Source organism: Haemophilus influenzae (assembly GCF_900475755.1).
GTDB classification, from domain to species: Bacteria; Pseudomonadota; Gammaproteobacteria; order Enterobacterales; family Pasteurellaceae; genus Haemophilus; species Haemophilus influenzae_D.
Genome location: NZ_LS483411.1, coordinates 174607 through 200222 on the forward strand (window position 1 = coordinate 174607; position 25616 = coordinate 200222).

Genomic DNA, 25616 nt, shown 5'->3' on the forward strand with positions numbered 1-25616 from the left:
TTTAACCGCACTTTTGTTATTTAAATGGAACTTGTTTTCCGAATATCCGTCTTTTTATTCTAATTAGTTCATTTTTTATTTTATCTAAAGGTTTAGCTGGAATTTGGTTTTTATGTACTTTTTCTCTGCCATTATGCAAACTACTCTCAAAATAATTTTCATCATGCAGAATAAAACTTTGAGTGCATATTGCAGGGGAAAGTTGCATAACTTTATAATCTTTTTGGCTTAATAATTCATCAAAAATTAGAGTGTCAATAGCAAGATAAAGTTGTTTATTTCTTATGTTATTCAATAAATATCTAGCACCCTTAGCTGTGATTGAATAGCCAGCCATTCCAGTATGCTTGAATTTCAATCGGGAAATATTTCTATTACATTTTATTTGCTCACGCTTTCCATAAATTATTTTTCCATGAGCTTCTAACTTCAATATATCAGTATCTTCAGGTATATAATCAATATTCAATAATTCTTTTGCATTTTCTCCCAAATAAATATCGTCTTCAAAAATATTAATATAATCTAAATTATTTTCTAAAACGAAATTCCATAAAACGATATGGCTTAATGCACAGGCTATCTCAGCATCACACAAAGTTGCTTTTGATGAACGATCAAAGGTTATATTAAATTTTTTAGCGGTTTCTTCAATAATATCGGGCGTAATAGCATCAAAAAATTCGAAAGGAATATTCTGCTTACCGAATTCTTCGGTAATGTGTTTTCGGCGTTTTTGTTCAGTAGTTAAACTGATAACATAATTGTGCTGAGCTGCATTATGCATAATAAGTAACCCAAATAAATAAAAAGTTGGAACAGTATAATATAAAAAGTGCGGTAAAAAAATCATAGAAATTTTCACCGCACTTCTTCGTTTTAAATATTATGTGCTAAACGATATTCAACTAAATCTTCAATGGTTAGCACAGAATAACCAAATTTCTTTGCAAATTCTACAATATCGGGGGTGCGAGCCATTGTGCCGTCATCATTCGTGATTTCACAAATCACACCTGCTTCTTTAAATCCTGCTAAACGCGCTAAATCAACGGACGCTTCAGTATGTCCACGGCGAGTAAGTACGCCACCATTTGCTGCACGAAGTGGAAATATATGACCAGGACGATGTAAATCTGTTGGAAGTGCATTATCAGCAATCGCCGTTTGAATAGTTGTGACTCTGTCTGCGGCAGATACACCTGTAGAAACACCTTTCGCGGCTTCGATCGTTACAGTGAAAGCCGTTTTGTTTACGCTATTATTGTGTTCTACCATTGGCGGTAAATCGAGTTGTTGGCAACGTTCATCGGTAATACATAAACAAACGATACCACTGCCATAACGAATTAATTTTGCCATTTGTTCTAGCGTGATTGTTTCTGCTGGGAAAATTAAATCGCCTTCATTTTCACGATCTTCATCATCTAAAACTAATACGCCATTTCCCTTTTTGAAGGCATTAATTGCGTTAAGTACGCGTTCTTCAGCGGTATTGCCGAATGGAGATAAAATTGACTGATTCATAGTAATTTCCTAATTTGAGATTTCAATTAAATACCAGAATCAGGGCTGAGAAATGCAAATAAAATGAACGATTTGGGAACCCAATTCGTTTTATTCTCTTTCATCCAGACTTTACTGTCGGCTTTGGAATTTCACCAAATCTGCTGACTTTAAAAGTGAAAATCAGGACAATTTAGCAAGAAAAATTTGCCAAAAATTGACCGCACTTTTAAACGCTCGTGGGCTTTACCACCGGTAGGGAATTTCGCCCTGCCCTGAGAATGCGTGCTAAGTATAACGCAAAATATCTAGGCACTAAATCAGAACGTGAAAAATATTTTCATTTATCCTACAATAAACACACTCAATTCTTACGCTATCAAGAACGGATTATGTCAAAAACAAAAGAGAAAAAAGTCGGTGTCATTTTCGGGAAATTTTATCCCGTACATACAGGTCATATAAATATGATTTATGAAGCGTTCAGTAAAGTCGATGAACTACACGTTATCGTGTGTAGTGATACGGAGCGCGATTTGAAATTGTTTTACGATAGTAAAATGAAACGTATGCCAACCGTACAGGATCGTTTGCGTTGGATGCAGCAAATTTTCAAATATCAAAAAAATCAGATTTTTATTCATCATTTGGTTGAAGACGGTATTCCAAGTTATCCAAATGGCTGGCAATCTTGGAGTGAAGCGGTTAAAACCCTATTTCATGAAAAACATTTTGAACCTTCAATCGTATTTAGTAGCGAACCTCAAGATAAAGCACCTTACGAAAAATACTTAGGTTTAGAAGTTTCGTTAGTCGATCCTGACCGCACTTTCTTTAATGTGTCCGCCACTAAAATTCGTACGACACCATTCCAATATTGGAAATTTATTCCGAAAGAAGTTCGTCCTTTCTTTGCCAAAACGGTAGCGATTTTAGGAGGAGAGAGCAGTGGTAAAAGCGTGCTTGTGAATAAATTAGCCGCCGTATTTAATACCACTTCCGCATGGGAATACGGACGTGAATTTGTATTTGAAAAGCTCGGTGGCAATGAGCAGGCCATGCAATATTCTGATTATCCGCAAATGGCTCTTGGTCATCAACGATACATTGATTATGCAGTTCGCCATGCACATAAAATTGCATTTATTGATACGGATTTCATCACTACGCAAGCGTTCTGTATTCAATATGAAGGAAAAGCCCACCCATTTTTAGACTCAATGATTAAAGAATATCCTTTCGATGTCACTATTTTGCTTAAAAATAATACTGAATGGGTGGATGATGGCTTGCGTAGCTTAGGTTCACAAAAGCAACGCCAACAATTTCAACAACTACTCAAAAAACTGTTAGATAAATATAAAGTTCCTTACATAGAGATTGAATCGCCAAGTTATCTTGAACGTTATAACCAAGTTAAAGCCGTCATTGAGAAAGTGTTAAATGAAGAAGAAATCAGTGAATTACAAAACACAACTTTTCCTATAAAGGGGATATCTCAATGATTTTATTTGCTGGAGATCCGCACGGAAGCTATGATCACATTTACCCTTTTATAAAAGAACAGGAAAATGTCGCACTGATAATTTTAGGCGATTTACAGCTCACGACAGCAGATGAATTGGATAAACTCGCACAACATTGTGATATTTGGTTTATTCATGGTAATCATGATAGCAAAACCATTAGTGCTTTTGATTCAATTTGGGGTTCTGAGTGGCAATCACGTAATTTACACAATCGCGTAGTTGATATTCAAGGAACCCGCATTGCGGGATTAGGCGGTGTATTCCGCGGGCAAATCTGGATTCCGCCAAATCGCCCCATGTTTTTTGATCCTATTCATTATTGTCAATATAGTCCACAAGAGAAAATCTGGCGAGGCGGTGTGCCTTTGCGTCATCGCACGTCAATTTTTCCATCAGATATTGAAATCTTAGAAAACCAACAAGCGGATGTGTTGATTTGTCACGAAGCTCCTAAGCCACATCCGATGGGTTTCCAAGTAATTAATGATTTGGCAATGAAGATGGGGGTTAAGCAAGTATTCCACGGACATCATCACGAAAACTTTACTTATCGAACAAACTATCCCTACAAAATCACAAATGTAGGTTTCCGCAGTCTTGCTGATGCCGAAGGATATTATTTACTACAAACCATCGATGATCGTGAAAAATAAATCTATTCCAAAATAAAAGCCGATTCAAATGAATCGGCTTTTTTACATTCAAAGTGCGGTATTATTCCGCATTGTTTTTCGATTTAATGATAGCGTAAACTACACCTGTTGATAAAGCACCAATCGCAATTGCACCAAGATATTTCAACGGCTCAGATACAAATGGAATGACAAATAATCCGCCGTGCGGAGCTTGTAATGTAATATTTAATCCCATTGAAATCGCACCAGCCACCGCACCACCAATCACTGAGCTAATAATGACACGAATTGGATCTGCTGCCACAAATGGTAATGCGCCTTCAGAAATAAAGCATAAACCAAGGACAAATGATGCTTTCCCTGCATCGCGTTGGCTAACTGTGAATTTATTGCGAGCAATCCAAGTCGCAACTGCCATACCAATTGGTGGAACCATACCTGCTGCCATTGCCGCAGCCATTGGCGTATAAACTTGGGAAGCAATCAATCCAACCGAAAAAGTGTACGCTGCTTTATTTACCGGTCCGCCCATATCGATACACATCATTGCACCGATAATTGCGCCTAACACAATCGCATTCACTTCGCCCATTGAAGTAAGCCAATTACTTAGCTCTTTCATAATTTCAGCCACTGGTGGATTGATGAGATAAATCATCGTCAAACCAACAATCATCGAACCTAAGAGCGGTAAAATTAAAATCGGTTTTAATGAAGTCAAGCTTGCTGGCAATCGAATAATCACATTCAGCCCTTTCACCACATAGCCGGCTAAAAAACCAGCAATAATACCGCCAAGAATCCCAGCGCCCGCTTCACTTGCCAACATCCCAGCAATCAAACCAACTGCAAGCCCTGGACGATCAGCGATAGAAAATGCAACGTAACCAGCAAACACGGCGATCATTAATTTAAACGCCACACCTCCGCCGATATTCATCAACATATCGGGAAGATCTTGAAAAACTCCTGTATTTTCAATTACGTTAAAACTGAACATAAAGGAAATCGCGATCAACAACCCACCCGCAACCACTAACGGTAACATATGAGAAACACCAGTCATCAAGTGTTTGTACACACCTTTTTTCTCACGGCTTTCTTCTTTCGATTCCGAATTATTTCCACCATCGAAAATTTTGGCTTCTTTAAATGCTTTATCAAATTCTTGCTCGGTTTTCTTCAAGGCTAATCCTGTTGAAGTGCGGTACATGGGTTTACCTTTAAATTTATCTAAAGGCACATCAATATCTGCTGCAACAAATACCAAATCAGCCGCCGCGACTTCTTCTACAGTAATTTCATTACCAGCCCCAACTTGACCACGGGTTTCAACTTTTACATTCCAACCTTGCTTTTTCGCATAGGCTTCAATCGCTTCGGCTGACATAAACGTATGCGCAACGCCTGTCGGACAAGCGGTTACCGCAACAATATTTTTTACACCAGAAACACCTGTAAAACTCACCGCACTTTTCGGTGCAACATAACCAGCTCCATTCGCTAAGGCATTTGCCAGCGTGACTTCAGGAGAAATCATGGCGATAGCTTCACCGATAATAAAGACTTTTTTACCAACTAAAGCAGGGTTATTTGGTAATACAGAACCAAATACGAGAACAAGATCTGCTTCGGCTGGTGTTTCTACAATAGAGACATTCGCTTTTTGCGCAGCCGCTCGAAAAACTTCATGTAATAAATAGGCTTTCGCATCGCCTACATTAGCTGATTGGGTTAAAAATAACTTCATACTATCCTTCAATCATCGTTATTTGTACTTTTTCTAAAATGAGGTCAAGTAAACTCAAATCACTCACACCGACATTACTTTGAGACACTGCAAAAGCGGACACAGCCGTAGCAAAAGCTAAGGTTTCAGCTTTCGATAAACCTTTTTCAAAACCATAGATTAAGCCTGCTACCATTGAATCCCCTGCCCCAACGGTACTCACTACATTTTCACATTTTGGTGGTTCTGCTTTGAGCGAGCCTTCATTATTAATCCATAAAGAACCTTCTGCGCCCATTGAAATAATCACGTTTTCAATGCCTTCCGCTTTGAGTTGCTGTGCAGCGGCAATAATTTCCTCAAGACTCTTTAATGGATGACCAACCCAAGCCTCAAGTTCTCGATGATTGGGTTTTACTAGCCAAGGTTTCGCTTTTAATCCAGCGGTGAGCGCAGCATTGCTACTATCAAGCACAACTTTTACGCCAGCTTGATGAAGCTGATGCAACCAATCAGCAAACAATTCAGGAGACACACCTCGAGGTAAACTGCCACACACTGCGACAATGTCATAATTTAAACAATAAGCCAAAGAATCCGTCACAAATTGTTGCCAAACTTGTGGGCTTATTTGATATCCCAAGAAATTTAAATCTGTCACATCCGCTTCAGTCTCGGTAATTTTTACATTGATGCGCGTTTTGCCATCAACTCGGTGGAATTTATCTTCCAAACCGTGCTGATTAAACATTTGCTCGAAATCAGCTGAATTATCCTCGCCCAAGAAACCACCTACTGCAACATCAACGCCTAAATCTTTTAGTACTTTTGCAACATTAATGCCTTTTCCAGCAGGAAATAAACCAAGAGTTTCTACGGTATTTACTTCGCCAAGTTGAATACGATTTAAACGCCCGACTAAATCATAAGCGGTATTTAAGGTAATTGTTACGACGCTTGCCATACTATTCCCCTAAACCCGATTCGATCACAGCACCGATTCCGTCAATAGCTTGTTGCGCTTCATCGCCCGTCGCAACAAAACGTAAACGTGTCCCTTTCACTACGCCTAATGCCACAATTTTCATCAAGCTTTTAGCACTGACTAATTGAGAATTACGATCAAGATTTTGAACTGCTACGGAAGCATTATATTTCTTCACTTCGTTTACCAATATCGCACTTGGGCGAGCGTGCAAACCTTGCTCATTTTTAATCACAAATACGGCTTCAATGGCATTTGCCGGCAAATTATCATCTTCTGTTACCGCAGGTGTGTGAATTTGATCGCCCATAATCTCAATAGCATCGGGTTCAGACGGTGGCACTGCCGAAACATTCTCGCCCAAGCCATTGGCTATCGCTTTGCCCAATGATTCAATCGCTTGTTTGGCATCTTCTCCTTCAGCCACAAAACGTAAGCGATGTCCTTGCGTTACACCGAGTGCAACAATCTTCATCAAGCTTTTTGCACTGACGACTTCACTTTCACGAGTAAGATTTTGCACAGTAATTTTAGAAGTGAATTTTTTCACTTCATTAACCAAATTTGCACTTGGACGAGCATGTAAACCGTGTTCATTACGAATTGTAAAAGTTCCTACAACAGCACCTTCTACGGATTGAGTTTTAACATCACACGCTAAACCCAAAAGTGCGGTCAAAATTTCTGTTGAATTACCATTGAGCAAGGTTGTTTGAACCTCATCATCTAATAAACGCGCTAAAGTTGGATTAATTTGATCACTGACAGCTGCAACAGTTATCACGCCTTTTACGGCTTTGCCATTGTGGCTAAAGATCGTTTTGGCACGACTAAATGCTAAGGCATTTTTCACATTTCCTACGACAGAATCCGTTACCCATAATCCTTTGCCAAGCGGTAATGCCGCATTATTAATCACTTCAGAAATAAAGCGATTTTCTACCGCACTTTGCACCTGTAATTGACCCGCATTAATCGCGACTAAAGTTAATAAACTTTGGGTATCTACGTCTAAACTGATATTGGCAGCAGGAATTTCAAATGGCTCAATTTTCTCGCCCATTAAAATCGTGCGAAATTCAGCAATATCAGTTATTTTTGCTAATTTCGCTGCGGTATCTTCATCGCTCAAAACCTGAGTAAGTTGGCGTAACAAAGACAAATGTTCATCAGATCGCGCCGCAATACCAATCACGACATAAGCAATATTTCCCTCGCCCCATTCTATGCCTTGAGGAAATTGAAACACTTGCACGCCCGTTTTCTTTACCATCGAACGAGTATCCAAGGTGCCGTGAGGAATCGCGATACCATTGCCTAAAAAGGTAGAGGTTTGCAACTCACGCACTAACATTCCTTGCAAATAACCATTTTCCACATTGTCTGCTTGAACTAATGCGGACGCTGTCATTTCAATTGCTTGTTGTTTATCAGCTGCGTTAGCATTTAAATGAATGTTGCTTTCCGAAAGTTCTAACATTCTTGCTCCTTAATAATTTAAAAAGAAAGCTGCGGATGAAACAAATCGACCAGCAGCTTATTGAAAAACAATTATTTAGATGTACAGGCTTTCAGCAGCACTTCACTACCTTGCACAATATATTCATCATTTTCTCCGCGCTCTTCGCCTTTTTGTAAATCACGCATCGCATCATAAATACCTTGCGCCATACTTTGCGAATCCACTTTTTCCCAACAATTTGCACTCAAACGTTTAAGATTAGCTTGCAATGCTTCCGCATGTAACACACCGCTATAATAAGCATATACATCAGAATCATGACCGCCTGTATAAAGTTTATCCTGAATTTGTTTCACAGGAACTAAAATACGACCTAAATACCAGTCATTCGCACCACTTGCAAAATTATCTACAAAGAAATTTTCATTCACACGACCTTTATATGTCGCCACAGTCGCTTCATAAGCTGCTGCATAGGATTTCTGATCGATTTTATCTTTATCTAAATCAATCACTTTTTTATCATCCCCCATAAATGGAACATAATTAGTAATAGACGACCAAGAAGAACAACCTGCCAACATTAACGTAAAAAATAAAACAGAGATTTTTTTAAACATAGTCATACCTAATTGAGAACCAATAAAAACGCAGCCATTATACTGGCTGCGTGGGATTAAGCAAGGAAGCCTATAAGCCCCATTTAAACAAATGCTTAACTTCGTATAAAGTCAGTGAAGTCAGACCATTGCTCAATACGAAAAGCACGAATATCTCGTACCGACTGAGAAATCCACGCCAACTGTTTTAGTTCATTCATTGCCTGAAAAAGGTTTGCCATATCTTCATTTGTATTGGTATATAAACTTCCTTGTGTTCTAACAAAACCAAATTTTGCTAAAACCGCACCAATGTCTGTATAAGCCTGCTGAACACCTTTTGGATGATAATCTTGAGTGTCTTTTACAACTAAATCAAAAGCAATCGCGTACATAGTTTTCCTTATTCAGCTTCGGGATCTTCAAGTAAGTGAGATAAGCGATAAATATCTTTTTCTCCAGATTGTAACAATGTGATATTTACCAACGCATCGCCATCTGGCAAAAATTCCGCAACCTCGCCAACCACATAAGGCACGCCAAATTGCCCAAATTGCTTAATACAGCCTGTTGGAATTTGTTGTCTTAGTTCCATATTTAACCTCATATTTTTATGGTTTTATAACATAATTTTGTAGAGAAATGGATAAAAATTTACCGCACTTCTACTCCTGCTCTTTTACTAAAGACACCAAAATTTGATCGATTTTAAAGTTTTCTGTATCTATCACTTCAAACTTGTATTTTCCGTAAACCACAGAATCGGTCTTTTTCGGGATTTTACGTAACATATACATCATAAAACCACTGATGGTCTCGTAGTTTTCTTCATCGGGAAAATAAGCAATATCTAACACTCGAGTAACCTCTTCTAATGGCGTTGCACCATCAATCAGCCATGAGTTTTCATCACGGCTCACAATATATTCTTCTTCGTTAGAAACCAATTCCCCCATAACAATACTCATCACATCATTTAGCGTAACAATACCCACTACAAGGGCATATTCATTCACAATAATGGCAAAATCTTCGCCAGTAGATTTAAACAATTCCAACACTTCGTAAAGAGAAAGCGTATCAGGCACAAATAAGGCTTTACGGAGTAGTTTGGGATCAGTCAGCAACACATTTTCATTTTGCAAATACAGTGTGAGCAAAGTATGGGATTCGATATAACCTAAGATTTTATCAAGGCCATTGTCACAAATCACAATTTTAGAATGAGAATTACGAGAAAGCGTATCCATGACTTCTTGGCGAGAAAAAGTGCGGTCTAAATATACGATGTTTTCACGGGTTGTCATGGTGGAAGTTACTGTACGGGCTTGCATATCGAAAATGTTTTCGATCAAATAATGCTCTTGAGTTTTCAACACACCAGCTTCTGCGCCTGCTTCAACTACGGCGAAAATATCTTCAGAGGTCATGCCATCTTCACGCACAGTAGAAATGCGAAATAGACGAAAAAAGGCATTAGCAAGCGTATCAAATAACCACACAAGCGGTTTAAACACATACATACTAAAATTCATAATACCCACAACGCGCAACGCCACCATTTCAGGATAAGTAATAGCAATACGTTTTGGAATAAGATCAGCAAATAAAATAAACAAACAAGTCACTAATATAAAAGCGATTGTAGAGGCGGTTGGTTCAATCCAACTTCCTTCAAAAGAACGATTTAAAATATCTGCAATGTAAGGACTTAGCGCACTTTCGCCAATTCCCCCACCCAAAATCGCCACCATATTCAACAAAATTTGAACCACCGTAATAAAACGACCGGGATGTTCTTGTAATTTAAGCACTTGAAGCGCACGCACGTCACCTTCATTTGCAAGAGATTGCAATTTTAACTTGCGAGAACTCGCCAGAGAAATTTCAGCAGAAGAAACAACTGCGCTACTTAAAATTAAAGCCACAATTGCCAAAATAGTATGAAATAATTCCATAATCATTACTCAAAAATATAAAAGAAAACGACCGCACTTTGCGGCCGTTTGGGATATTACTTGTCGCTGTCAAACCAGCCGCGAATAAATTGAATAGACAAAAATAATGTCGCCAGCAAGAATACATATAAAATCCACGAAACAATCGGATTGCTTGGTGTATCATCAGCAGTAATTTCTTTAATTGAGGTTGCATTACGATATTCATCTATCATCGTAATACGCCAACCATAGTATTTAATTTGCACAAGTTTGTTGTCATTACCCAAAGCCTGCGCTTCAGCCTGTAAATTGGCTGATCCAAATTTGAAGTAGAACGGGAAACCCCAACGTGTATCTTCATTGCGATACACCATAATTTTGCCATCATCATTTTGCGTATTGATGTAATACACATCACGTGTTGGGCTATCAGCTGGATTCGATTTTGTGATTGGCCCATCTTTATCAACACGTTTTACTTCTACGCCAGTAACACGCGTCACATCATAATGGGGGAACACATAATTCACCACAGAAAACATAAAACCGTGGAATAAAAAAACAACAATAAATAAGAAATATTTAAAAAACTTTCGCATACTTTTCCCTTGTCAGAACTGTTCATTTATTCTACACGAATTTTAAATAAACGCTCGAAATTTTTTGTAGTGATTTGAGCAAACGCCTCTGCAGAAACGCCTTTTAGGGTTGCCACGTATTCACAGACTTCTCTCGTATAAGCTGGTTGATTTTCTTTTCCTCGATAAGGCACTGGCGCAATATAAGGCGAATCCGTTTCCACCAATAAGCGATCCATTGGCACATAACGAATAACCTCACGAATCGCTTCGGCATTTTTAAAGGTTACAATACCAGAACAAGAAATGTAAAAACCTAAATCCAACGCTTTTTTCGCAAATTCCATGGTTTCCGTAAAACAATGAATAACGCCACCGCACTTTTCAGCATGGTGCTGGCGTAACATTGCAATGGTGTCATCGCCTGCCGAACGTGTATGAATAATTACAGGCTTATCTAATTGGTTTGCAATATCGATTTGGCTACCAAACACCGCTTGTTGTGCCGCTTTATTGTCTGAGCTGTAATAATAATCTAATCCAATTTCGCCAATCGCAATCACTTTCGGATCTTGCACCAAACGCAATAAGCGTTCTGCGTCATAAGGTTCTTCTTCAAAATCAAGGGGATGCACACCACAAGCAAGGGAGACATTATTAAATTCGCGTAAAGAGTCATAAGCCTGCTCAAAGCGGCTTAAGGTCACACCAATGGCAAGCAAATGTTTCACATCACGTGCGCACGCTTTTTCCACCACATCTGCGATATTTTTGTGTAAATTTTCATAATCCAACGCATCTAAATGACAGTGGGAATCAACAATAAACATAATTATTTTCCTAATTTGTACCTTGGGTAAATTAATTAACCCTTAAACACTTCTGTAACTAATCGCGTCAAGCCATCTAATAGCATTAATTCAACATTCACACCATTAATCGTCAGCAAATCTGACCGCACTTTTTGCATAATTTTGATTGCTTGTAATAAACCAAGAGCAGTTTGCTCATCGCTGAATTGTTCAATACCACGCCCGAGATCAGCCACTTGTCGATAGCTATCAATTTCAAGTTTATGTTTTAAACAATCGGAAAGAAAAGCCAAGATCCAATCCACTTGCTGAACATAACGTTCTTTATCAAACAACGGAAGCAATTCCAATGGCGAACGTCGGCGATAAAAAACCCAAAATTGACGTAAGAAGTTTTTACGCTGTTCAATCAGCCCTTGTTGTAACGTTTCTAAGGCTAAAAGCGGTCGCCCAAGATTCATCGCAAGTGCGGTCAAAATTTCCTGATTTTCAGCCGCACTTTCTGATTTCAACCAATCAACAGCCATTTGTTCATTAGGCACGGACAGATTCCACACTTGACATCGACTGTAAATAGTTGCCAACAAACTTGCCGAACTATCCGCTTGAAGTAAAAAATAAGTATTTGGACGAGGCTCTTCCAATGTTTTCAATAACGCATTGGCAGCTGCTTCCGTTAAACGTTCAGCTCCTTGCACATACACCACTTTATTGCCGTTTTGTTGTGCATGTTGAGCAACAATTTCATTAATGTCGCGTACTTGATCAACGCCAATATCCTTACCGTCAATCGGGCTTAACTCGTGATAATCAGGATGACTATGGGCTTGCATTAAATGACAAGAATGGCATTGATCACAAGGTTTATCGCCTTGAGCCACACACATTATTTTCTGTGTAAGTGTATCAAATAAACTTTCCACACCTAAACCAAAATCCGCTTTAATCAGCACAGCATGATGCCCCAAACCCTCGTCAAAGGTTTGAGCAATTTGATGATAAATTGGCATTAGCCAAGGATAAAGTGCGGTCATTTTTTGTTTGATTTCCACCAATTTTTTACCGCACTTTCGATATCAGCTTGAACAAGTTCAATAGTCTGCTCTGCATTAATTACGACTGCTTTTGGATTATCTTTTACTAATGCTAAATAGCGTGCTCGAGTGCGGTGGAAAAAATCTAAATCCATTTGCTCAATACGGTCTAACTCGCCACGTCCACGAGCTCGCGCTAAACCGACAATCGGATCTATATCCAAATAAATTGTGAGATCTGGCTCAAAATTGCCTAATACAGTTTCTTTCAAAGTAAGCATAAAATGCGGATCTAATTGGCGCCCACCACCTTGATATGCCTGAGATGACATATCGTGACGATCGCCCACCACCCATTTTCCTTGCATTAAAGCAGGCTTAATCACATTTTCTACTAACTGAATACGTGCTGCATAAAGCATTAATAACTCTGCTTTATCTGTCACGGGTTCTTCGGTTTCATGTTTAATTAGATGGCGTAATTTCTCTGCCAATGGCGTTCCACCCGGTTCTCGAGTAAACACCACATCTTTAATCCCCAGTTCATGCAAAACTTGCACAACAGACTGATGAGCGGAACTTTTCCCCGCGCCTTCCAAACCTTCAATAACAATAAATTTTCCTTTCATATTTTCTTCCGCACTTTTATTTGGCATTTTTCTGGCTGCGATACCAACGTAAATATTCTTGTACCGCTTTATTATGTTCATTCAAATTTCGGGTAAATTTATGCCCACCAGAACCATCTGCCACAAAATAATAAAAATCTGTTTTTTCTGGATGCGCAACAGCCTGTAACGAACTTTCACTTGGCATAGCAATTGGCGTTGGTGGCAATCCATCAATCACATACGTATTATAAGGCGTTGGCATTTCTAGATCTTTTTTGCGAATATTACCATTGTAATTTTCGCCCATACCATAAATTACCGTTGGATCCGTTTGTAATTTCATTTTTGCTTTTAAGCGGTTGATAAATACAGATGCCACTTTTGCTCGCTCAGCAGCCACGCCCGTTTCTTTTTCTACGATAGACGCTAGAATCAACATTTCATAAGGATTGGCTAAAGGTAAATCCTCGTTACGCTCGTTCCAAGCCTTATTTAACGCCTTTTTCATTCGCTCGGCAGAACGTTTCAACAAGTCCAAATCCGTAGATTTCGGGGTATAATTATAAGTATCAGGATAAAGCCAACCTTCCACATTTTTTAGTTCAAGATTTCTACCAACATCTGGCAAATCAAGTAATGTGAAAATTTCTTCGTTACTTTTATATTTCAAGGTTTGCACCAAGTGCGGTGCATTTTCAAGATCTTTTCGCCAATCTTTAAAGGTTTTTCCTTCAATCCATTTTACATTGAACTGCACTTCCTTACCTGAATTAAGCAAATCCAACAAATCTTGCACAGTTTTAACGTTCTCAAGAGAATAAGTCCCTGCTTTTATTTTATTTAACTCAGGTTTCAACTTCAGCAAATAAGGCAATAATTTCCCGTCATCAATTAACTTTTCTTGCTCAAAAAGTGCGGCTAATTTTAAACCTGTTGTGCCACGTTCAATAGTTAAAAGTTGATCTGCCTGCGCATTTACTGGTGTTTTCACAAATTCAGTCATTTTGTAATAAGCAAAACTCGCCACGCCCGCTAAAATCAAAATTAAAAGTAAAATCGCAATTAAAAATTTCTTCATAGGGTATAAGAAAGAGAAAATAAAAAACAACAAAAGGGGCAATTAAGCCCCTTTATTTTTGATACTTTGTTATTTATTAAAATACTGAATATTCGCTCTTTTACGCAATGCTTTGACCCAATCGTTCGTCGCATCTTGTAATTGAGTATTTACTAAACGTTCATATGCTTTTTGTGTGTAGGCTTCTGATGTAAGATCGCCATCACGTGTGCCAGTTACTTCCAAAATATGCCAACCAAACTCAGTTTTAAATGGTGCAGAAATCACACCTTGTTTACTTTTTACGACGGTTTGCGCAAACTGTGGCGCGTAAGTTTCTGGGAACGCATAACCTAAACTACCGCCATTCGCCCCCGATAAATAATCTTTAGAATATTTTAAAGCCGCATCTGCAAAAGTTGTTTTACCTGTAATAATATCAGAACGAATTTTAGCTAATTGTTTTTTTGCTTGAGCATCATTTAACAATGGATTAAGTTTTAACAAAATATGGCGAACTTCATATTCTTTACCTGTAACTTTTTGTGCCGTACCCTTTTCTTTCGCTTCTTCTAACATTTTTTGACCGAGTGCGACAACTTCTTCACGCGTCACATCAATGCTTTCTTGAATAGCTTTGTTGCGTACAGCCCCCATCATCATTTGATTGGCAATTTGCTGACGAAATGCATTTAATGAAATACCTTGATAATCCAGTGCATCCAAAAATTGACCATAAGTTAAGCCATTTCTAGCTGCGGTGTCTTCCACAATATGATCAATTTCACGAGGATCAATTTTGACTCCCGATTCTTGAATTGCTTTCTGCACTAAAATATCATCAATAATTTTATCAATCGCACTTTGGCGATCGCCTTTTTTACCCATATTCGCACGTACTTGACTTTCTAATACAGGAATACCATCCACTGTCGCTACGACACGTTCCTCCGCTTGTGCCATAGAAACGAAAGCGACACATCCCAAAGCAGCCAATAAAAAAGATCTTAAAACAAATTTTTTCATTTTCATCTCATCCAAAAAGAGTCAATAACGTTGGTTAGAGTAACAATTCTACTGAAGGTTCACAATAGACAAAATTTATTTCCCTAATATAACGACTTCGTAACTGCCATCTTGTTTTTCAGTGCGAACTTGGACAAGTTCATCACGACTTGTTGGCACATTTTTACCTACGTAATCAGCACGAATTGGTAATTCACGATGACCACGATCAACAAAAATCACTAATTCAATTTTTGCCGCTCGTCCAAAATCAGTAAGCGCATCCATTGCCGCTCGAATGGTTCGACCAGTAAATAACACATCATCAACCAAAATGACGGTTTTATCTTGAATATTCAAATATTGTGATGAACCACTATAAACTGGCATTTTATCTTCCTGATCCACCAAAGTTAAATCATCGCGATAAAAAGTGATATCCAGCTCCATTGAGGGTAAATTTATACCACTTAATTCTTCAACTCGACGTTGTAATAATTCAGCAATTTCCGCACCACGGCGTTTAATCCCAACAATCACAAGATCATCTAACGTTTGATGTTTTTCAATAATTTCGTGAGAAATACGCGAAATCGTGCGAAGAAAACGATCGTGGTCGATAATAATTTTTTCCATTTTTCCCAGCTTTATCAATAGTATTTCAATGCGCAAAGTATAAAGAAAATACGCCTAAAAAGCGATGGTATTTGCACCATTTTTATCCTTCGTTATACTATCCAAAACATTCCATCAAAGGAAATAAAATTATGCGCTACTCCATTCAAGATTTTATTCAACTCATTGCCCAACTTCGTAATCCAAATGGCGGATGCCCTTGGGATTTAAAACAAAATTATCAATCCATGATTCCTTGCTTAACGGAAGAAACTTACGAAGTAATCGAAGCGATTGAGAAGAAAGACATACCAAATTTACGCGAAGAATTAGGGGATTTATTGTTACAAGTCGTTTTCTTCAGCCAGCTTGCTACAGAAGATAAATACTTTACTTTTGATGATGTATTGCAAGATATCGCTGAAAAAATTGTGCGCCGTCATCCTCACGTATTTGGCGATGCAAAAGCTGGGGACGAAACAGAAGCCCTTTCCCGTTGGAACGAAATGAAAGCCAAAGAAAAACAAGGTAAAAGTGAAGAAACCTCTATTTTAGATAATGTGCCTCGTGCTTTTCCTTCTCTTACGCGAGCGGCAAAATTACAAAAACGTTGTTCAAAAGTAGGGTTTGATTGGGAAGAAATTTCACCCGTATTTGACAAAGTGCGGGAAGAATTAGAAGAAGTTCACGCTGAAATTAACCGCACTTCGATTGAACAAAATAAAGTGGAAGAAGAAATCGGCGATTTATTGTTCTCAACTGTCAATCTTGCTCGCCACTTAAAATGTGATCCTGAAGATGCATTGCGGAAAGCAAATTTAAAATTTGAACGTCGTTTTCGAGCGGTAGAACAAGCGGTTCAACAACAAGGTAAGCAAGTTAATGATGTGCCACTTATTGAGTTAGATTTGTTGTGGGATGAAGTGAAAAAACAAGAAAACTAATTGAGAAGTGCGGTAAAAATTAGCACAATCAAACAATCATCAGATCAATATTTCTCATCTAAATTATTATTAAGGATTTTAACAAATAGCAGTAAAAGAAAGCAAAAAGCCGCTAAATCTCTTTAGCGGCCTTTCTGAATTTGGCTCCTCCTGCGGGACTCGAACCTGCGACATATGGATTAACAGTCCACCGTTCTACCGACTGAACTAAGGAGGAAATGGTGCCTCGAGGCGGAATCGAACCACCGACACGGGGATTTTCAATCCCCTGCTCTACCGACTGAGCTATCGAGGCGTTATCGTTATTGGCTACTGCCTGACAACGGGGCGTATTAAACTATTTTTTCGGTTTTCGGTCAATAACTAAATTCAAAAAAAATGGAAAAAACATTTCATTTGAATAGTTAATCATCAATATGTTTATTAAAACAACGAAATAATAAAAACTATTTTAAAATTTGCCGCACTTTTTTAATAAAAAATGCTCGATGGTGTTAGCCAGAGAGCATTTTGATTATCTGAAAAAATTCAATTATCGTCTTACACGAAATTTTTTCTGTGCTTTATCTACTTTCAACAAATAATTGCGAGCTTGTGATGATGGGTGAGCAGTCGTTAGAATGCGATAAACTTGTTCTGGATACATTTGGTTGATTTTGTAAATCGCCGTATCCTTATCATTATCAAAAACACGTAATACAGCACCAGCACCACTATTATATGCAGAAATCATTGCGAAACGTTTTGAGGTTGGATTCGTAATTCCATCTAAATATTGATTTTGCAAAATCCACAAATAAGACACGCCAGCATCAATATTATTCGCAGGATCATATAAATAGCGCGTAGATGGCTGTCCACCTTTGCCTTTCATTGTAAACACATCTCGACCAGCGGTGTGAGGCACTACTTGCATTAAACCAATGGCATTGGCATAACTAATCGCATAAGGGTTAAAACTTGATTCTGTTTGCATAATACTCAAAATCAAACTTTCATCAATGCCATAACGTTGTGCAGCTTTACGAATCAATGGTAAATATTTTCGCGCACGCACTTCTACGTGATTTGCAATCATAGGAATAGAGACAAATTGCACGGTATGCCCATTCTGTAACCGACGAGTTTGCAATTTATTTTGAATCAAATAAGTGGCGAAATTACTTGCGATAACTTGATTAGCAATTTGTTGCCCTTGATGATCCACAACCTGCCCTAAAAGGAATGGGCGAGAGCTAATCGGCACATCTCCAGATGCAAATAAATCAATACCTTTTGCATCGGCACCCATTAACAAGGTATGAACAATCGCATTATGTAAACGATTTAGATCTCGTTGGGTTTCAATAACGATATTACCTTCATCAAAACTCACGTGGCTACGCGTATAAAAAGAATCTGTATATTTCACATAATCTTTACGGCTTGCCACTAATAATTCATTGACACCCCAAATACGGTCAATATTATGTGAAAATTGCCCAGTGAGAATATCTAACCCTTGCGTGTCTTTAGCAAAGGCTTCATCATAGTTAATACCTTGATTCAGTGAGTTACTACAAGCATACAAAAAAGGCAACAATGCCAATAATAAATATTTTTTCATTGTAGGATAGATAACTAATTTGATGGTGGAACATAGCCTTCAATATGAACATCTTTACCTTCAAACAAAAAATTAACCATTTCTTGTTCTAATAATTTACGGTGCTCTGCATTCATCATATTAAGTTTTTTTTCATTCACAAGCATCGTTTGTTTCTTAATCCATTCGCTCCAAGCCTGTTTACTTACTGAATCAAAAATACGCTTGCCCAACTCTCCCGGATAAAGTTGGAAATCTAAGCCTTCCGCTTCTTTTTTGAGATATTCACAAAATACTGTTCTTGCCATAATGATTCCTTACAAATTGTATTAAAAGATTTTTCACAGGCTGAGCCAGCCCGATCGATTCAGGATTTTGCGGATCATACCAATATTTGACCGCACTTGATAGGTTTGATTGGTATTCTTTTGAACTTTCCGCCACTTTTCGCCAGTCCAAATTAGCCTGCTCCACGCATAAAGTACTCTCCATTTCGGCGTAAATTGGATGAATATCTAAATGAAAATGGCTGAATGTATGTCGAAAACTCGACCATTCTTGATAATGCGTGACTTTTTCTTGGGCTAAAAAACGAAGCAACGAGGCTTTATCTTCAAATTGTGGAAAACAAAATAATCCGCCCCATAATCCCGAGTTTTCTCGCTGTTCCAAACATACTTTGCCATTTTTCGACAAAATTAAAAAATAGGTAGTTTTTTCTGGCATCACTTTTTTAGGTTTTTTAGCTGGAAATTTTTCCCAGTTTGCATTTTTATAAGCCAGACAATCCATATTTAACGGACAAAGATCGCATTTGGGCTTAGTTCTCGTGCAAACCATTGCACCAATGTCCATCATTGCTTGATTAAAATCTGCCACACGCGTCGTAGGTGTAACTTGCTCTGTTAATGTCCACAAGCGATTTTCTACTTTTTTCTCTCCACTCCATCCCTCAACAGCAAAATAACGCGCCAACACACGTTTCACATTACCATCTAAAATTGGATAAGGCTGATTTAAAACAGAAGATAAAATGGCACCAGCAGTCGAACGTCCCACTCCAGATAATGCCCAAACTTGCTCAAAATTTGTTGGGAAATTTCCATTAAATTCATCCCGCACTTTTTGAGCGGCTTTATGTAAATTACGCGCTCGTGCATAATAGCCCAAGCCCGTCCATAAATGTAACACTTCATCTTGTGAAGCATTGGCAAGTGCGATGATATTTGGAAATGTTTTGATAAACCGCTCAAAATAAGGAATTACCGTCGCAACTTGCGTTTGCTGTAACATCACTTCAGAAAGCCATACACCATAAAGCGTTTTATTTTGCTGCCAAGGTAAATGCTTACGTCCAAACTTGTCGTACCAAGCTAAAACAGATTTGGCAAATGGCGCATTGATGGAAGATTTTGCTAACATAAAAAGAAAAGTGCGGTTAAAAATGGGGATGATTTTACACGAAAATAGAGCTTGTTTATCTGTATTTTTTCAGTATAATTCGCAACCTATTTGGTGCCAATTATGGCGTATTATTCACTCACGCGGTGTAGGGAGAAAGTTCCTATAGCGGCGTGGCTTCATTTTGAGGTTTTCTATGAAACAAGGTATTCATCCAGAATATAAAGAAATTGCTGCGACTTGTTCTTGCGGTAATGTGATCAAAACACGTTCAACTTTAGGCAAAGACATCAACCTTGATGTGTGTGGTAACTGCCACCCATTCTACACTGGTAAACAACGTGTTGTTGATACTGGTGGTCGTGTTGAGCGTTTCAACAGCCGTTTCAAAATTCCAAGCACAAAATAATTTGGACTTGTTTAAAAACCCCGCCAATTTGCGGGGGTTTGTTTTATAAAACTAGCACTACAATACGTTGAACTTAATTAAAGATAATAATGTTCTACGTAATTTAATTTATCATCAAGTTTTAAAACTAAAGGCTGACCTGTTGGAATTTCAAAATCCATAATTTCAGCATCAGAAATACCGATAATATGTTTTGCCAACGCACGGAGTGAGTTACCGTGAGCAACCACTAAAACACGTTTGCCAGAAAGCATTGCCGGCGCAATTTGATCTTCCCAGAATGGAAGTGCACGTTCTAATGTTAATTTTAAATTTTCTGCGTTTGGCACAACATCAGATGGAACATTAGCATAACGGCGATCATTGTGTGCAGAGTTTGGATCTTGTGGATCTAGATCCGGTGGAGAAATATCATAAGAACGACGCCAAATATGAACTTGTTCGTCACCGTATTGCTCCGCAGTCGCTTTTTTATCTAAACCTTGCAAAGCACCGTAGTGACGTTCATTTAAACGCCAGTTTTTCACTTGCGGAATCCATAATTGGTGGGATTCTTCTAACACGATGTTACAAGTTTTGATTGCTCGAGTTAAAACAGAGGTAAATGCGATGTCGAATTCATAACCTTTGTCTAACAACTTTTTACCCGCAGCTTTTGCTTCTTCTACGCCGCGTTCTGTTAAATTTACATCACGCCAACCCGTGAATAAGTTTTTCGCATTCCATTCACTAAAACCGTGACGGATAAATACTAATTCCATAAGAATCTCCTAATGTTTTCAAATAAAAAGAACGCACATTTTATAGCAAAAAATCCTTAGCTTTAAAAGTTAAAAGGGATGATTTCCTGATCTTTAACAAAAAATAACCATCAAACTTTTTCGCCTTTTCACAAATATGATAAGATTTGCGAGTTTTACGGATTTAGGATGAATTATGTTGCGTTTAGGCGTTAATCAAAAAACATCATTATTATTAACCGCACTTTTAAGCTGCGGTTTATTAATATTTTCGCCTGTCAGCCAATCTTCCGATCTCAATCAAATTCAAAAACAAATTAAGCAACAAGAATCTAAAATTGAGAAGCAAAAACGTGAGCAAGCTAAGTTGCAAGCGAATTTAAAAAAACACGAGAGTAAAATTAACACTGTTAAGGGAGAACTGCTTGAAACCCAAATAAGTTTAAAGGAAATTCGTAAGCAAATTGCCGATGCAGATAAGCAGCTCAAACAATTAGAAAAACAGGAACGTGAGCAAAAAACACGATTAGCTAAACAAACGGATATAATTTACCGTTCAGGCATTAATCCATCGCTGATTGAACGAATGTTTGCCCAAGATCCAACAAAAGCAGAGCGAATGAAAGTTTATTATCAGCATTTAAATCAAGTTCGGATTGAAATGATTGATCATTTAAAAGCAACGCAAGCACAAATTGCAGTACAAAAAGAGGCGATTCTCGCTCAACAAAAAAACCACCGAAATCAACTTTCCACACAAAAAAAACAACAACAAGCATTGCAAAAAGCACAGCAAGAGCATCAATCTACGCTGAATGAACTCAATAAAAATTTAGCCCTAGATCAAGATAAATTGAATGCATTAAAAGCAAACGAACAAGCACTTCGTCAAGAAATTCAACGAGCAGAACAAGCAGCGCGCGAACAAGAAAAACGTGAAAGAGAGGCACTTGCGCAACGCCAAAAAGCTGAAGAAAAACGAACATCAAAACCTTATCAACCCACTGTGCAAGAACGACAATTACTTAATAGTACAAGCGGTTTAGGGGCGGCAAAAAAACAATATTCCTCACCAGTGTCTGGTTCAATTTTGCATACTTTTGGTTCTATCCAAGCAGGCGAAGTACGTTGGAAAGGTATGGTAATTGGCGCATCAGCAGGCACGCCTGTTAAAGCAATTGCTGCTGGACGTGTCATTTTAGCAGGATATTTGAATGGCTATGGTTATATGGTTATTGTTAAACACGGTGAAACTGATTTAAGTTTATATGGCTTTAATCAAGCGGTGTCAGTGAAGGTTGGTCAGCTTGTTTCAACAGGGCAGGTTATTGCTCAAGTAGGAAATACAGGGGAAATATCACGTTCTGCGCTTTATTTTGGTATTAGCCGTAAAGGAACGCCAGTAAATCCTGCAGGGTGGATTCGTTGATGAATATTCTGATAGAAAGTGCGGTAAAAAATTTCATTATTTTTTCTACCGCACTTTATGCCTCTTTTTCTTTTGCTCAAAGCAAACTTGCGATTGTCATTGATGATGTAGGCTATCATTCCAAGGAAGATGCAGCAATTTTTGCGATGCCGCGTGAAATATCGGTGGCAATTATCCCTGCAGCACCCTATGCTCGAGTACGTAACCAAGAAGCGAAATCTCAAGGCAGAGATATTTTAATCCATATGCCGATGCAACCAATTAGTGCAATTAAAATCGAAGACGGTGGATTACATTTAGGAATGTCTGCAACACAAGTAAATGATCGCGTTAATACCGCTAAAAATATTGTACGTGATGCCATCGGTATGAACAATCATATGGGCAGTGCAGCAACGGCCGATCCCCAATTAATGACTTATTTAATGACCGCACTTCAAGAAAAACATTTATTCTTTTTAGATAGTCGAACAATAGGAAAATCTGTCGCAGGAAAAATAGCAAAAGAACAAGACGTGCGTTCATTAGATCGCCATATATTTTTAGATGATAGTAACGAATTCGCAGACGTTCAACGTCAATTTAAAGCAGCAATTCACTATGCCAGAAAACACGGCACCGCCATTGTCATTGGTCATCCTCGACCAAATACCATTGCGGTGTTACAAGCAGGACTTCGTAATTTACCCGAAGATATTCAATTAGTCGGAATGGGAAATTTATGGCGAAATGAAAAAGTTATTCCGCCCAAGCCATTTATTTTATTATTCAGCGAAATGCCAGCGCCAACCTCAATGGGACCTTTTGAGCCTGTAGAATTATTACGAGGCGTACCAAAATAAAAAACTGATGTTTAAATTAGTTTTTTATCTTATTTAACAAGCGCATTTCTCAATTTACCTTGATGCCTTTCTAACAATACTTTCGCTTCTGATTTTGATAAATTGCTTAAAATCATCATAATCGCCAGTTTGGCGTTTTGATCTGCTTCAATTAATGTCTGCTCAGCGAGCATTTTATCGCAATCCGTTGCTTGCATTACGATACGCACGGCGCGTGCTTTAAGCTTTTCATTACTGGCTTGTACATCGACCATCAAATTTTCGTAACATTTACCCAATAAAATCATACTTGCCGTAGTCAGCATATTCAGTACCATTTTTTGTGCGGTACCAGATTTTAAGCGACTAGATCCCGTCAATATTTCAGGGCCAACAATAGTCTCAATCGCAATATCGGCTATCTCAGCCATCACAGATTTTGGATTACTCGCAATAGAAATTGTCAATGCACCAAGAGATTTAGCATACTGAAGACCTGCAATAACATAAGGTGTGCGGCCACTTGCAGCGATACCAACTAATACATCATTTTTTGAGAAATTTATACTTTGTAGATCCTCAAGTACAGCTTTCATATTGTCTTCCGCCCCTTCAACAGGATGACGGATAGCATGTTCGCCCCCCGCAATAATACCTTTGACCATTTCCGAAGATACACCAAATGTAGGGGGACATTCTGACGCATCCAATACGCCAAGACGACCACTTGTGCCTGCACCAATATAAATTAAACGCCCTCCTTGTTGAAAAGCCTGCACAATTTGCTCTACCGCCAACGAAATCTGCGGTAAACAGCTTTCAATCGCAAGTGGCACAAGTTTATCTTCTTCATTCATTAATCGAACAATTTCTAAAGCAGTTTGACGATCAATATCAACTGAATTCGGATTTCGTTGTTCCGTAATTAACGTGGATAAACTTCTTAATATAATGTCATTCATATTTTGACCTTAGTCTTTAGGAAAAATAGCCCCCAAACTAACCGCACTTTTTGCGCCAGTTACGCTAGGCAGGTTTGCTGGTAAATTGTTCATTCGACAATAAGCCAACCAAGCAAAAGCAGCGGCTTCTACATAATCAATATCAAAACCTTGCTCTGTCGTTGTACCAACCTGCCAATCGAGTAAATTATCATGCAATCCACACATAATTAAACTATTCTTGGCACCGCCACCACATACTAATAAACGTTTTGGTAAATCTGTTTGAGGCTGATTTAGTGCATTAACAATGCTTGTTACCGTCAATTCAACAAGGGTCGCTTGCACATCCTCTGGACGCAAAGACATTTCAACTGAAAGTGCGGTCAATTTTTCCCTTGTTTTTGCTATTTTTTGATTTAACCAATCAAGATTAAATAGCTCTCTCCCAGTACTCTTGGGCGCAGGTAAAGAAAAGAAAGGTTCATTTAATAATTCATCAAGCAGAACTTTATTCACGTTGCCTTTTGCAGCCCACTTGCCATTTTCATCATAACGAAGCCCTTGATGTTTTTCGATCCACTGATCTAATAAGGTATTGCCTGGCCCCATATCAAAACCGATAACAGCTTGATTTGGAAACAAAATAGACACATTACTAATCCCGCCAATATTTAAAACAGCTGTAGCAAAATTAGAATTTGAAAATACCGCCTCGTGAAACGCAGGTACAAGAGGTGCACCTTGCCCTCCCCAAGCCATATCCTTACGGCGAAAATCGCCAATAACCGAAATACCTGTTTTAGCGGCAAGTAAATTCATATCGCCTAATTGCATTGTAAAGGGAAATTGTGAATTTGGAGAATGCCATACCGTCTGCCCGTGGCAACCAATAGCCTGAATTTGATTTGGCAAAAGAGCATTTTTCTGTAGAAAAGCATTGACACAATCACTGTATAGCAAGGCAAGTTTATGATCCAGTTCGCCTAAATTTTGTAGAGTTGTTTCGCCTGCTTGAACAAGTGTAGTTAATTTCTCACGTAAATCTTCTGGCATCGGAAAAAAATCAGATAAGATAAGTTGAGGATCTTGAGAAAAATCAACCAACCCAATATCCACACCATCTAAGCTAGTGCCCGACATCATACCAAGATAATATTGAGGTTTCATATTAATCATTTCTATATTTCTATTTTGATGATTATATCGCTAACTTAACAATAAAAATAATTACATAAAATTGAAAACA

The 25616-nt window shown here is 38.3% G+C and carries 27 protein-coding genes, 2 tRNA genes, 1 pseudogene and 1 riboswitch; of the genes and pseudogenes, 6 read left to right on the top strand and 24 right to left on the bottom strand.

Going from position 1 to position 25616, the window contains the following annotated elements; all coding sequences use genetic code 11:
- Positions 1 to 16 precede the first annotated feature (16 nt).
- Together DQN24_RS00905 and ribB are read right to left on the bottom strand one after the other, a co-directional pair.
- Positions 17 to 853, bottom strand: coding sequence for a glycosyltransferase family 25 protein (locus DQN24_RS00905; RefSeq protein ID WP_172453968.1), 837 nt, complete (start codon positions 851 to 853; stop codon positions 17 to 19).
- A gap of 26 nt (positions 854 to 879) precedes the next feature.
- Entirely contained in the window at positions 880 to 1527 is a 648-nt protein-coding gene (gene ribB, locus DQN24_RS00910; RefSeq protein WP_050848523.1) for a 3,4-dihydroxy-2-butanone-4-phosphate synthase, read from the bottom strand.
- Between the two features lie 88 nt (positions 1528 to 1615).
- Positions 1616 to 1793, bottom strand: a riboswitch (FMN riboswitch).
- On the opposite strand from ribB, the pseudogene nadR reads away from it, so the two are divergent.
- Together nadR and DQN24_RS00920 are read left to right on the top strand one after the other, a co-directional pair.
- Positions 1770 to 3011: pseudogene (nadR, locus tag DQN24_RS00915) on the top strand (multifunctional transcriptional regulator/nicotinamide-nucleotide adenylyltransferase/ribosylnicotinamide kinase NadR); the annotation flags it as partial. Its footprint overlaps the riboswitch before it by 24 nt.
- On the top strand, positions 3008 to 3688 hold the full coding sequence (locus DQN24_RS00920; RefSeq protein WP_111695251.1) for a metallophosphoesterase family protein: 681 nt from the start codon (positions 3008 to 3010) through the stop codon (positions 3686 to 3688). The pseudogene nadR and the gene DQN24_RS00920, both read left to right, overlap by 4 nt.
- Before the next feature lie 61 nt (positions 3689 to 3749).
- Here the strand turns inward: DQN24_RS00920 and DQN24_RS00925 are convergent, their stop codons facing one another.
- From DQN24_RS00925 to pyrR, 14 genes are all read right to left on the bottom strand, one after another.
- Positions 3750 to 5420, bottom strand: coding sequence for a fructose-specific PTS transporter subunit EIIC (locus tag DQN24_RS00925; protein ID WP_111695252.1), 1671 nt, complete (start codon positions 5418 to 5420; stop codon positions 3750 to 3752).
- A 1-nt stretch (position 5421) separates the two neighbouring features.
- Positions 5422 to 6363, bottom strand: coding sequence for a 1-phosphofructokinase (fruK, locus tag DQN24_RS00930; protein WP_021034687.1), 942 nt, complete (start codon positions 6361 to 6363; stop codon positions 5422 to 5424).
- A 1-nt stretch (position 6364) separates the two neighbouring features.
- The gene (gene fruB / locus DQN24_RS00935) at positions 6365 to 7864 is read right to left on the bottom strand and encodes a fused PTS fructose transporter subunit IIA/HPr protein (protein ID WP_021034686.1); all 1500 of its coding nucleotides are present in this window, start codon (positions 7862 to 7864) and stop codon (positions 6365 to 6367) included.
- Positions 7865 to 7935: 71 nt separating this feature from the next.
- Positions 7936 to 8466: a hypothetical protein gene (locus DQN24_RS00940; protein ID WP_021034685.1), complete on the bottom strand. Its 531-nt coding sequence runs from the start codon at positions 8464 to 8466 to the stop codon at positions 7936 to 7938.
- Positions 8467 to 8561: 95 nt separating this feature from the next.
- A complete protein-coding gene (gene vapD, locus DQN24_RS00945) occupies positions 8562 to 8840 on the bottom strand; it encodes a virulence-associated protein VapD (protein ID WP_021034684.1) in 279 nt (92 codons plus the stop codon).
- 8 nt (positions 8841 to 8848) lie between these two features.
- Entirely contained in the window at positions 8849 to 9040 is a 192-nt protein-coding gene (locus tag DQN24_RS00950; RefSeq protein WP_012055040.1) for a DUF5397 family protein, read from the bottom strand.
- A 70-nt stretch (positions 9041 to 9110) separates the two neighbouring features.
- The gene (locus tag DQN24_RS00955) at positions 9111 to 10409 is read right to left on the bottom strand and encodes a hemolysin family protein (protein WP_021034683.1); all 1299 of its coding nucleotides are present in this window, start codon (positions 10407 to 10409) and stop codon (positions 9111 to 9113) included.
- Positions 10410 to 10459: 50 nt separating this feature from the next.
- Entirely contained in the window at positions 10460 to 10984 is a 525-nt protein-coding gene (locus DQN24_RS00960; RefSeq protein WP_005669286.1) for a DUF1523 family protein, read from the bottom strand.
- Positions 10985 to 11010: 26 nt separating this feature from the next.
- Positions 11011 to 11793 (bottom strand): YchF/TatD family DNA exonuclease, encoded by a 783-nt coding sequence (locus tag DQN24_RS00965; protein WP_111695253.1) that lies wholly within the window; start codon positions 11791 to 11793, stop codon positions 11011 to 11013.
- A gap of 35 nt (positions 11794 to 11828) precedes the next feature.
- Entirely contained in the window at positions 11829 to 12809 is a 981-nt protein-coding gene (locus tag DQN24_RS00970; RefSeq protein ID WP_021034681.1) for a DNA polymerase III subunit delta', read from the bottom strand.
- Positions 12806 to 13438, bottom strand: a complete 633-nt coding sequence (gene tmk, locus DQN24_RS00975; protein WP_172453993.1) for a dTMP kinase — start codon at positions 13436 to 13438, stop codon at positions 12806 to 12808. Before tmk ends, DQN24_RS00970 begins: the two co-directional genes overlap by 4 nt.
- 16 nt (positions 13439 to 13454) lie before the next feature.
- Positions 13455 to 14498 (bottom strand): endolytic transglycosylase MltG, encoded by a 1044-nt coding sequence (mltG, locus tag DQN24_RS00980; RefSeq protein ID WP_111695736.1) that lies wholly within the window; start codon positions 14496 to 14498, stop codon positions 13455 to 13457.
- Positions 14499 to 14567: 69 nt separating this feature from the next.
- Positions 14568 to 15503, bottom strand: a complete 936-nt coding sequence (locus DQN24_RS00985; RefSeq protein WP_041175272.1) for a peptidylprolyl isomerase — start codon at positions 15501 to 15503, stop codon at positions 14568 to 14570.
- A gap of 75 nt (positions 15504 to 15578) precedes the next feature.
- The gene (pyrR, locus tag DQN24_RS00990; protein ID WP_021034677.1) at positions 15579 to 16118 is read right to left on the bottom strand and encodes a bifunctional pyr operon transcriptional regulator/uracil phosphoribosyltransferase PyrR; all 540 of its coding nucleotides are present in this window, start codon (positions 16116 to 16118) and stop codon (positions 15579 to 15581) included.
- Positions 16119 to 16249: 131 nt separating this feature from the next.
- Between pyrR and mazG the strand changes: the two genes are divergently transcribed.
- Positions 16250 to 17041, top strand: coding sequence for a nucleoside triphosphate pyrophosphohydrolase (mazG, locus tag DQN24_RS00995; RefSeq protein WP_021034676.1), 792 nt, complete (start codon positions 16250 to 16252; stop codon positions 17039 to 17041).
- A gap of 141 nt (positions 17042 to 17182) precedes the next feature.
- Here the strand turns inward: mazG and DQN24_RS01000 are convergent.
- The 5 genes from DQN24_RS01000 to mutY form a co-directional block, all read right to left on the bottom strand.
- A tRNA-Asn gene (locus DQN24_RS01000) sits at positions 17183 to 17258 on the bottom strand.
- A 2-nt stretch (positions 17259 to 17260) separates the two neighbouring features.
- Positions 17261 to 17336 (bottom strand) — tRNA-Phe (locus DQN24_RS01005).
- Between the two features lie 237 nt (positions 17337 to 17573).
- The gene (mltC, locus tag DQN24_RS01010) at positions 17574 to 18647 is read right to left on the bottom strand and encodes a membrane-bound lytic murein transglycosylase MltC (protein ID WP_111695255.1); all 1074 of its coding nucleotides are present in this window, start codon (positions 18645 to 18647) and stop codon (positions 17574 to 17576) included.
- Between the two features lie 14 nt (positions 18648 to 18661).
- The gene (locus DQN24_RS01015) at positions 18662 to 18934 is read right to left on the bottom strand and encodes an oxidative damage protection protein (RefSeq protein ID WP_005690347.1); all 273 of its coding nucleotides are present in this window, start codon (positions 18932 to 18934) and stop codon (positions 18662 to 18664) included.
- Positions 18912 to 20048, bottom strand: a complete 1137-nt coding sequence (gene mutY / locus DQN24_RS01020; RefSeq protein WP_021034674.1) for an A/G-specific adenine glycosylase — start codon at positions 20046 to 20048, stop codon at positions 18912 to 18914. The genes DQN24_RS01015 and mutY overlap by 23 nt, the downstream gene beginning before the upstream one ends.
- 175 nt (positions 20049 to 20223) lie before the next feature.
- Here mutY and rpmE point away from each other — a divergent pair, with 175 nt between their 5' ends.
- Positions 20224 to 20436, top strand: a complete 213-nt coding sequence (gene rpmE / locus DQN24_RS01025; RefSeq protein ID WP_021034672.1) for a 50S ribosomal protein L31 — start codon at positions 20224 to 20226, stop codon at positions 20434 to 20436.
- Between the two features lie 77 nt (positions 20437 to 20513).
- Here the strand turns inward: rpmE and DQN24_RS01030 are convergent, their stop codons facing one another.
- Positions 20514 to 21197 carry a 2,3-diphosphoglycerate-dependent phosphoglycerate mutase gene (locus tag DQN24_RS01030; RefSeq protein WP_021034671.1) on the bottom strand — a complete coding sequence of 228 codons (684 nt, stop codon included), beginning with the start codon at positions 21195 to 21197 and terminating at the stop codon, positions 20514 to 20516.
- 175 nt (positions 21198 to 21372) lie between these two features.
- Between DQN24_RS01030 and envC the strand changes: the two genes are divergently transcribed.
- Together envC and DQN24_RS01040 are read left to right on the top strand one after the other, a co-directional pair.
- Positions 21373 to 22605 (top strand): murein hydrolase activator EnvC, encoded by a 1233-nt coding sequence (gene envC, locus DQN24_RS01035; RefSeq protein ID WP_111695256.1) that lies wholly within the window; start codon positions 21373 to 21375, stop codon positions 22603 to 22605.
- Positions 22605 to 23447 carry a divergent polysaccharide deacetylase family protein gene (locus DQN24_RS01040; RefSeq protein ID WP_021034669.1) on the top strand — a complete coding sequence of 281 codons (843 nt, stop codon included), beginning with the start codon at positions 22605 to 22607 and terminating at the stop codon, positions 23445 to 23447. The genes envC and DQN24_RS01040 overlap by 1 nt, the downstream gene beginning before the upstream one ends.
- Positions 23448 to 23476: 29 nt before the next feature.
- Here DQN24_RS01040 and murQ read toward each other — a convergent pair whose 3' ends face one another.
- Both murQ and DQN24_RS01050 read right to left on the bottom strand, forming a co-directional pair.
- Complete coding sequence (gene murQ / locus DQN24_RS01045) at positions 23477 to 24388, bottom strand: N-acetylmuramic acid 6-phosphate etherase (protein ID WP_021034668.1); 912 nt, start codon at positions 24386 to 24388, stop codon at positions 23477 to 23479.
- Positions 24389 to 24397: 9 nt separating this feature from the next.
- A complete protein-coding gene (locus tag DQN24_RS01050) occupies positions 24398 to 25546 on the bottom strand; it encodes an anhydro-N-acetylmuramic acid kinase (RefSeq protein ID WP_021034667.1) in 1149 nt (382 codons plus the stop codon).
- Between the last annotated feature and the right edge of the window lie 70 nt (positions 25547 to 25616).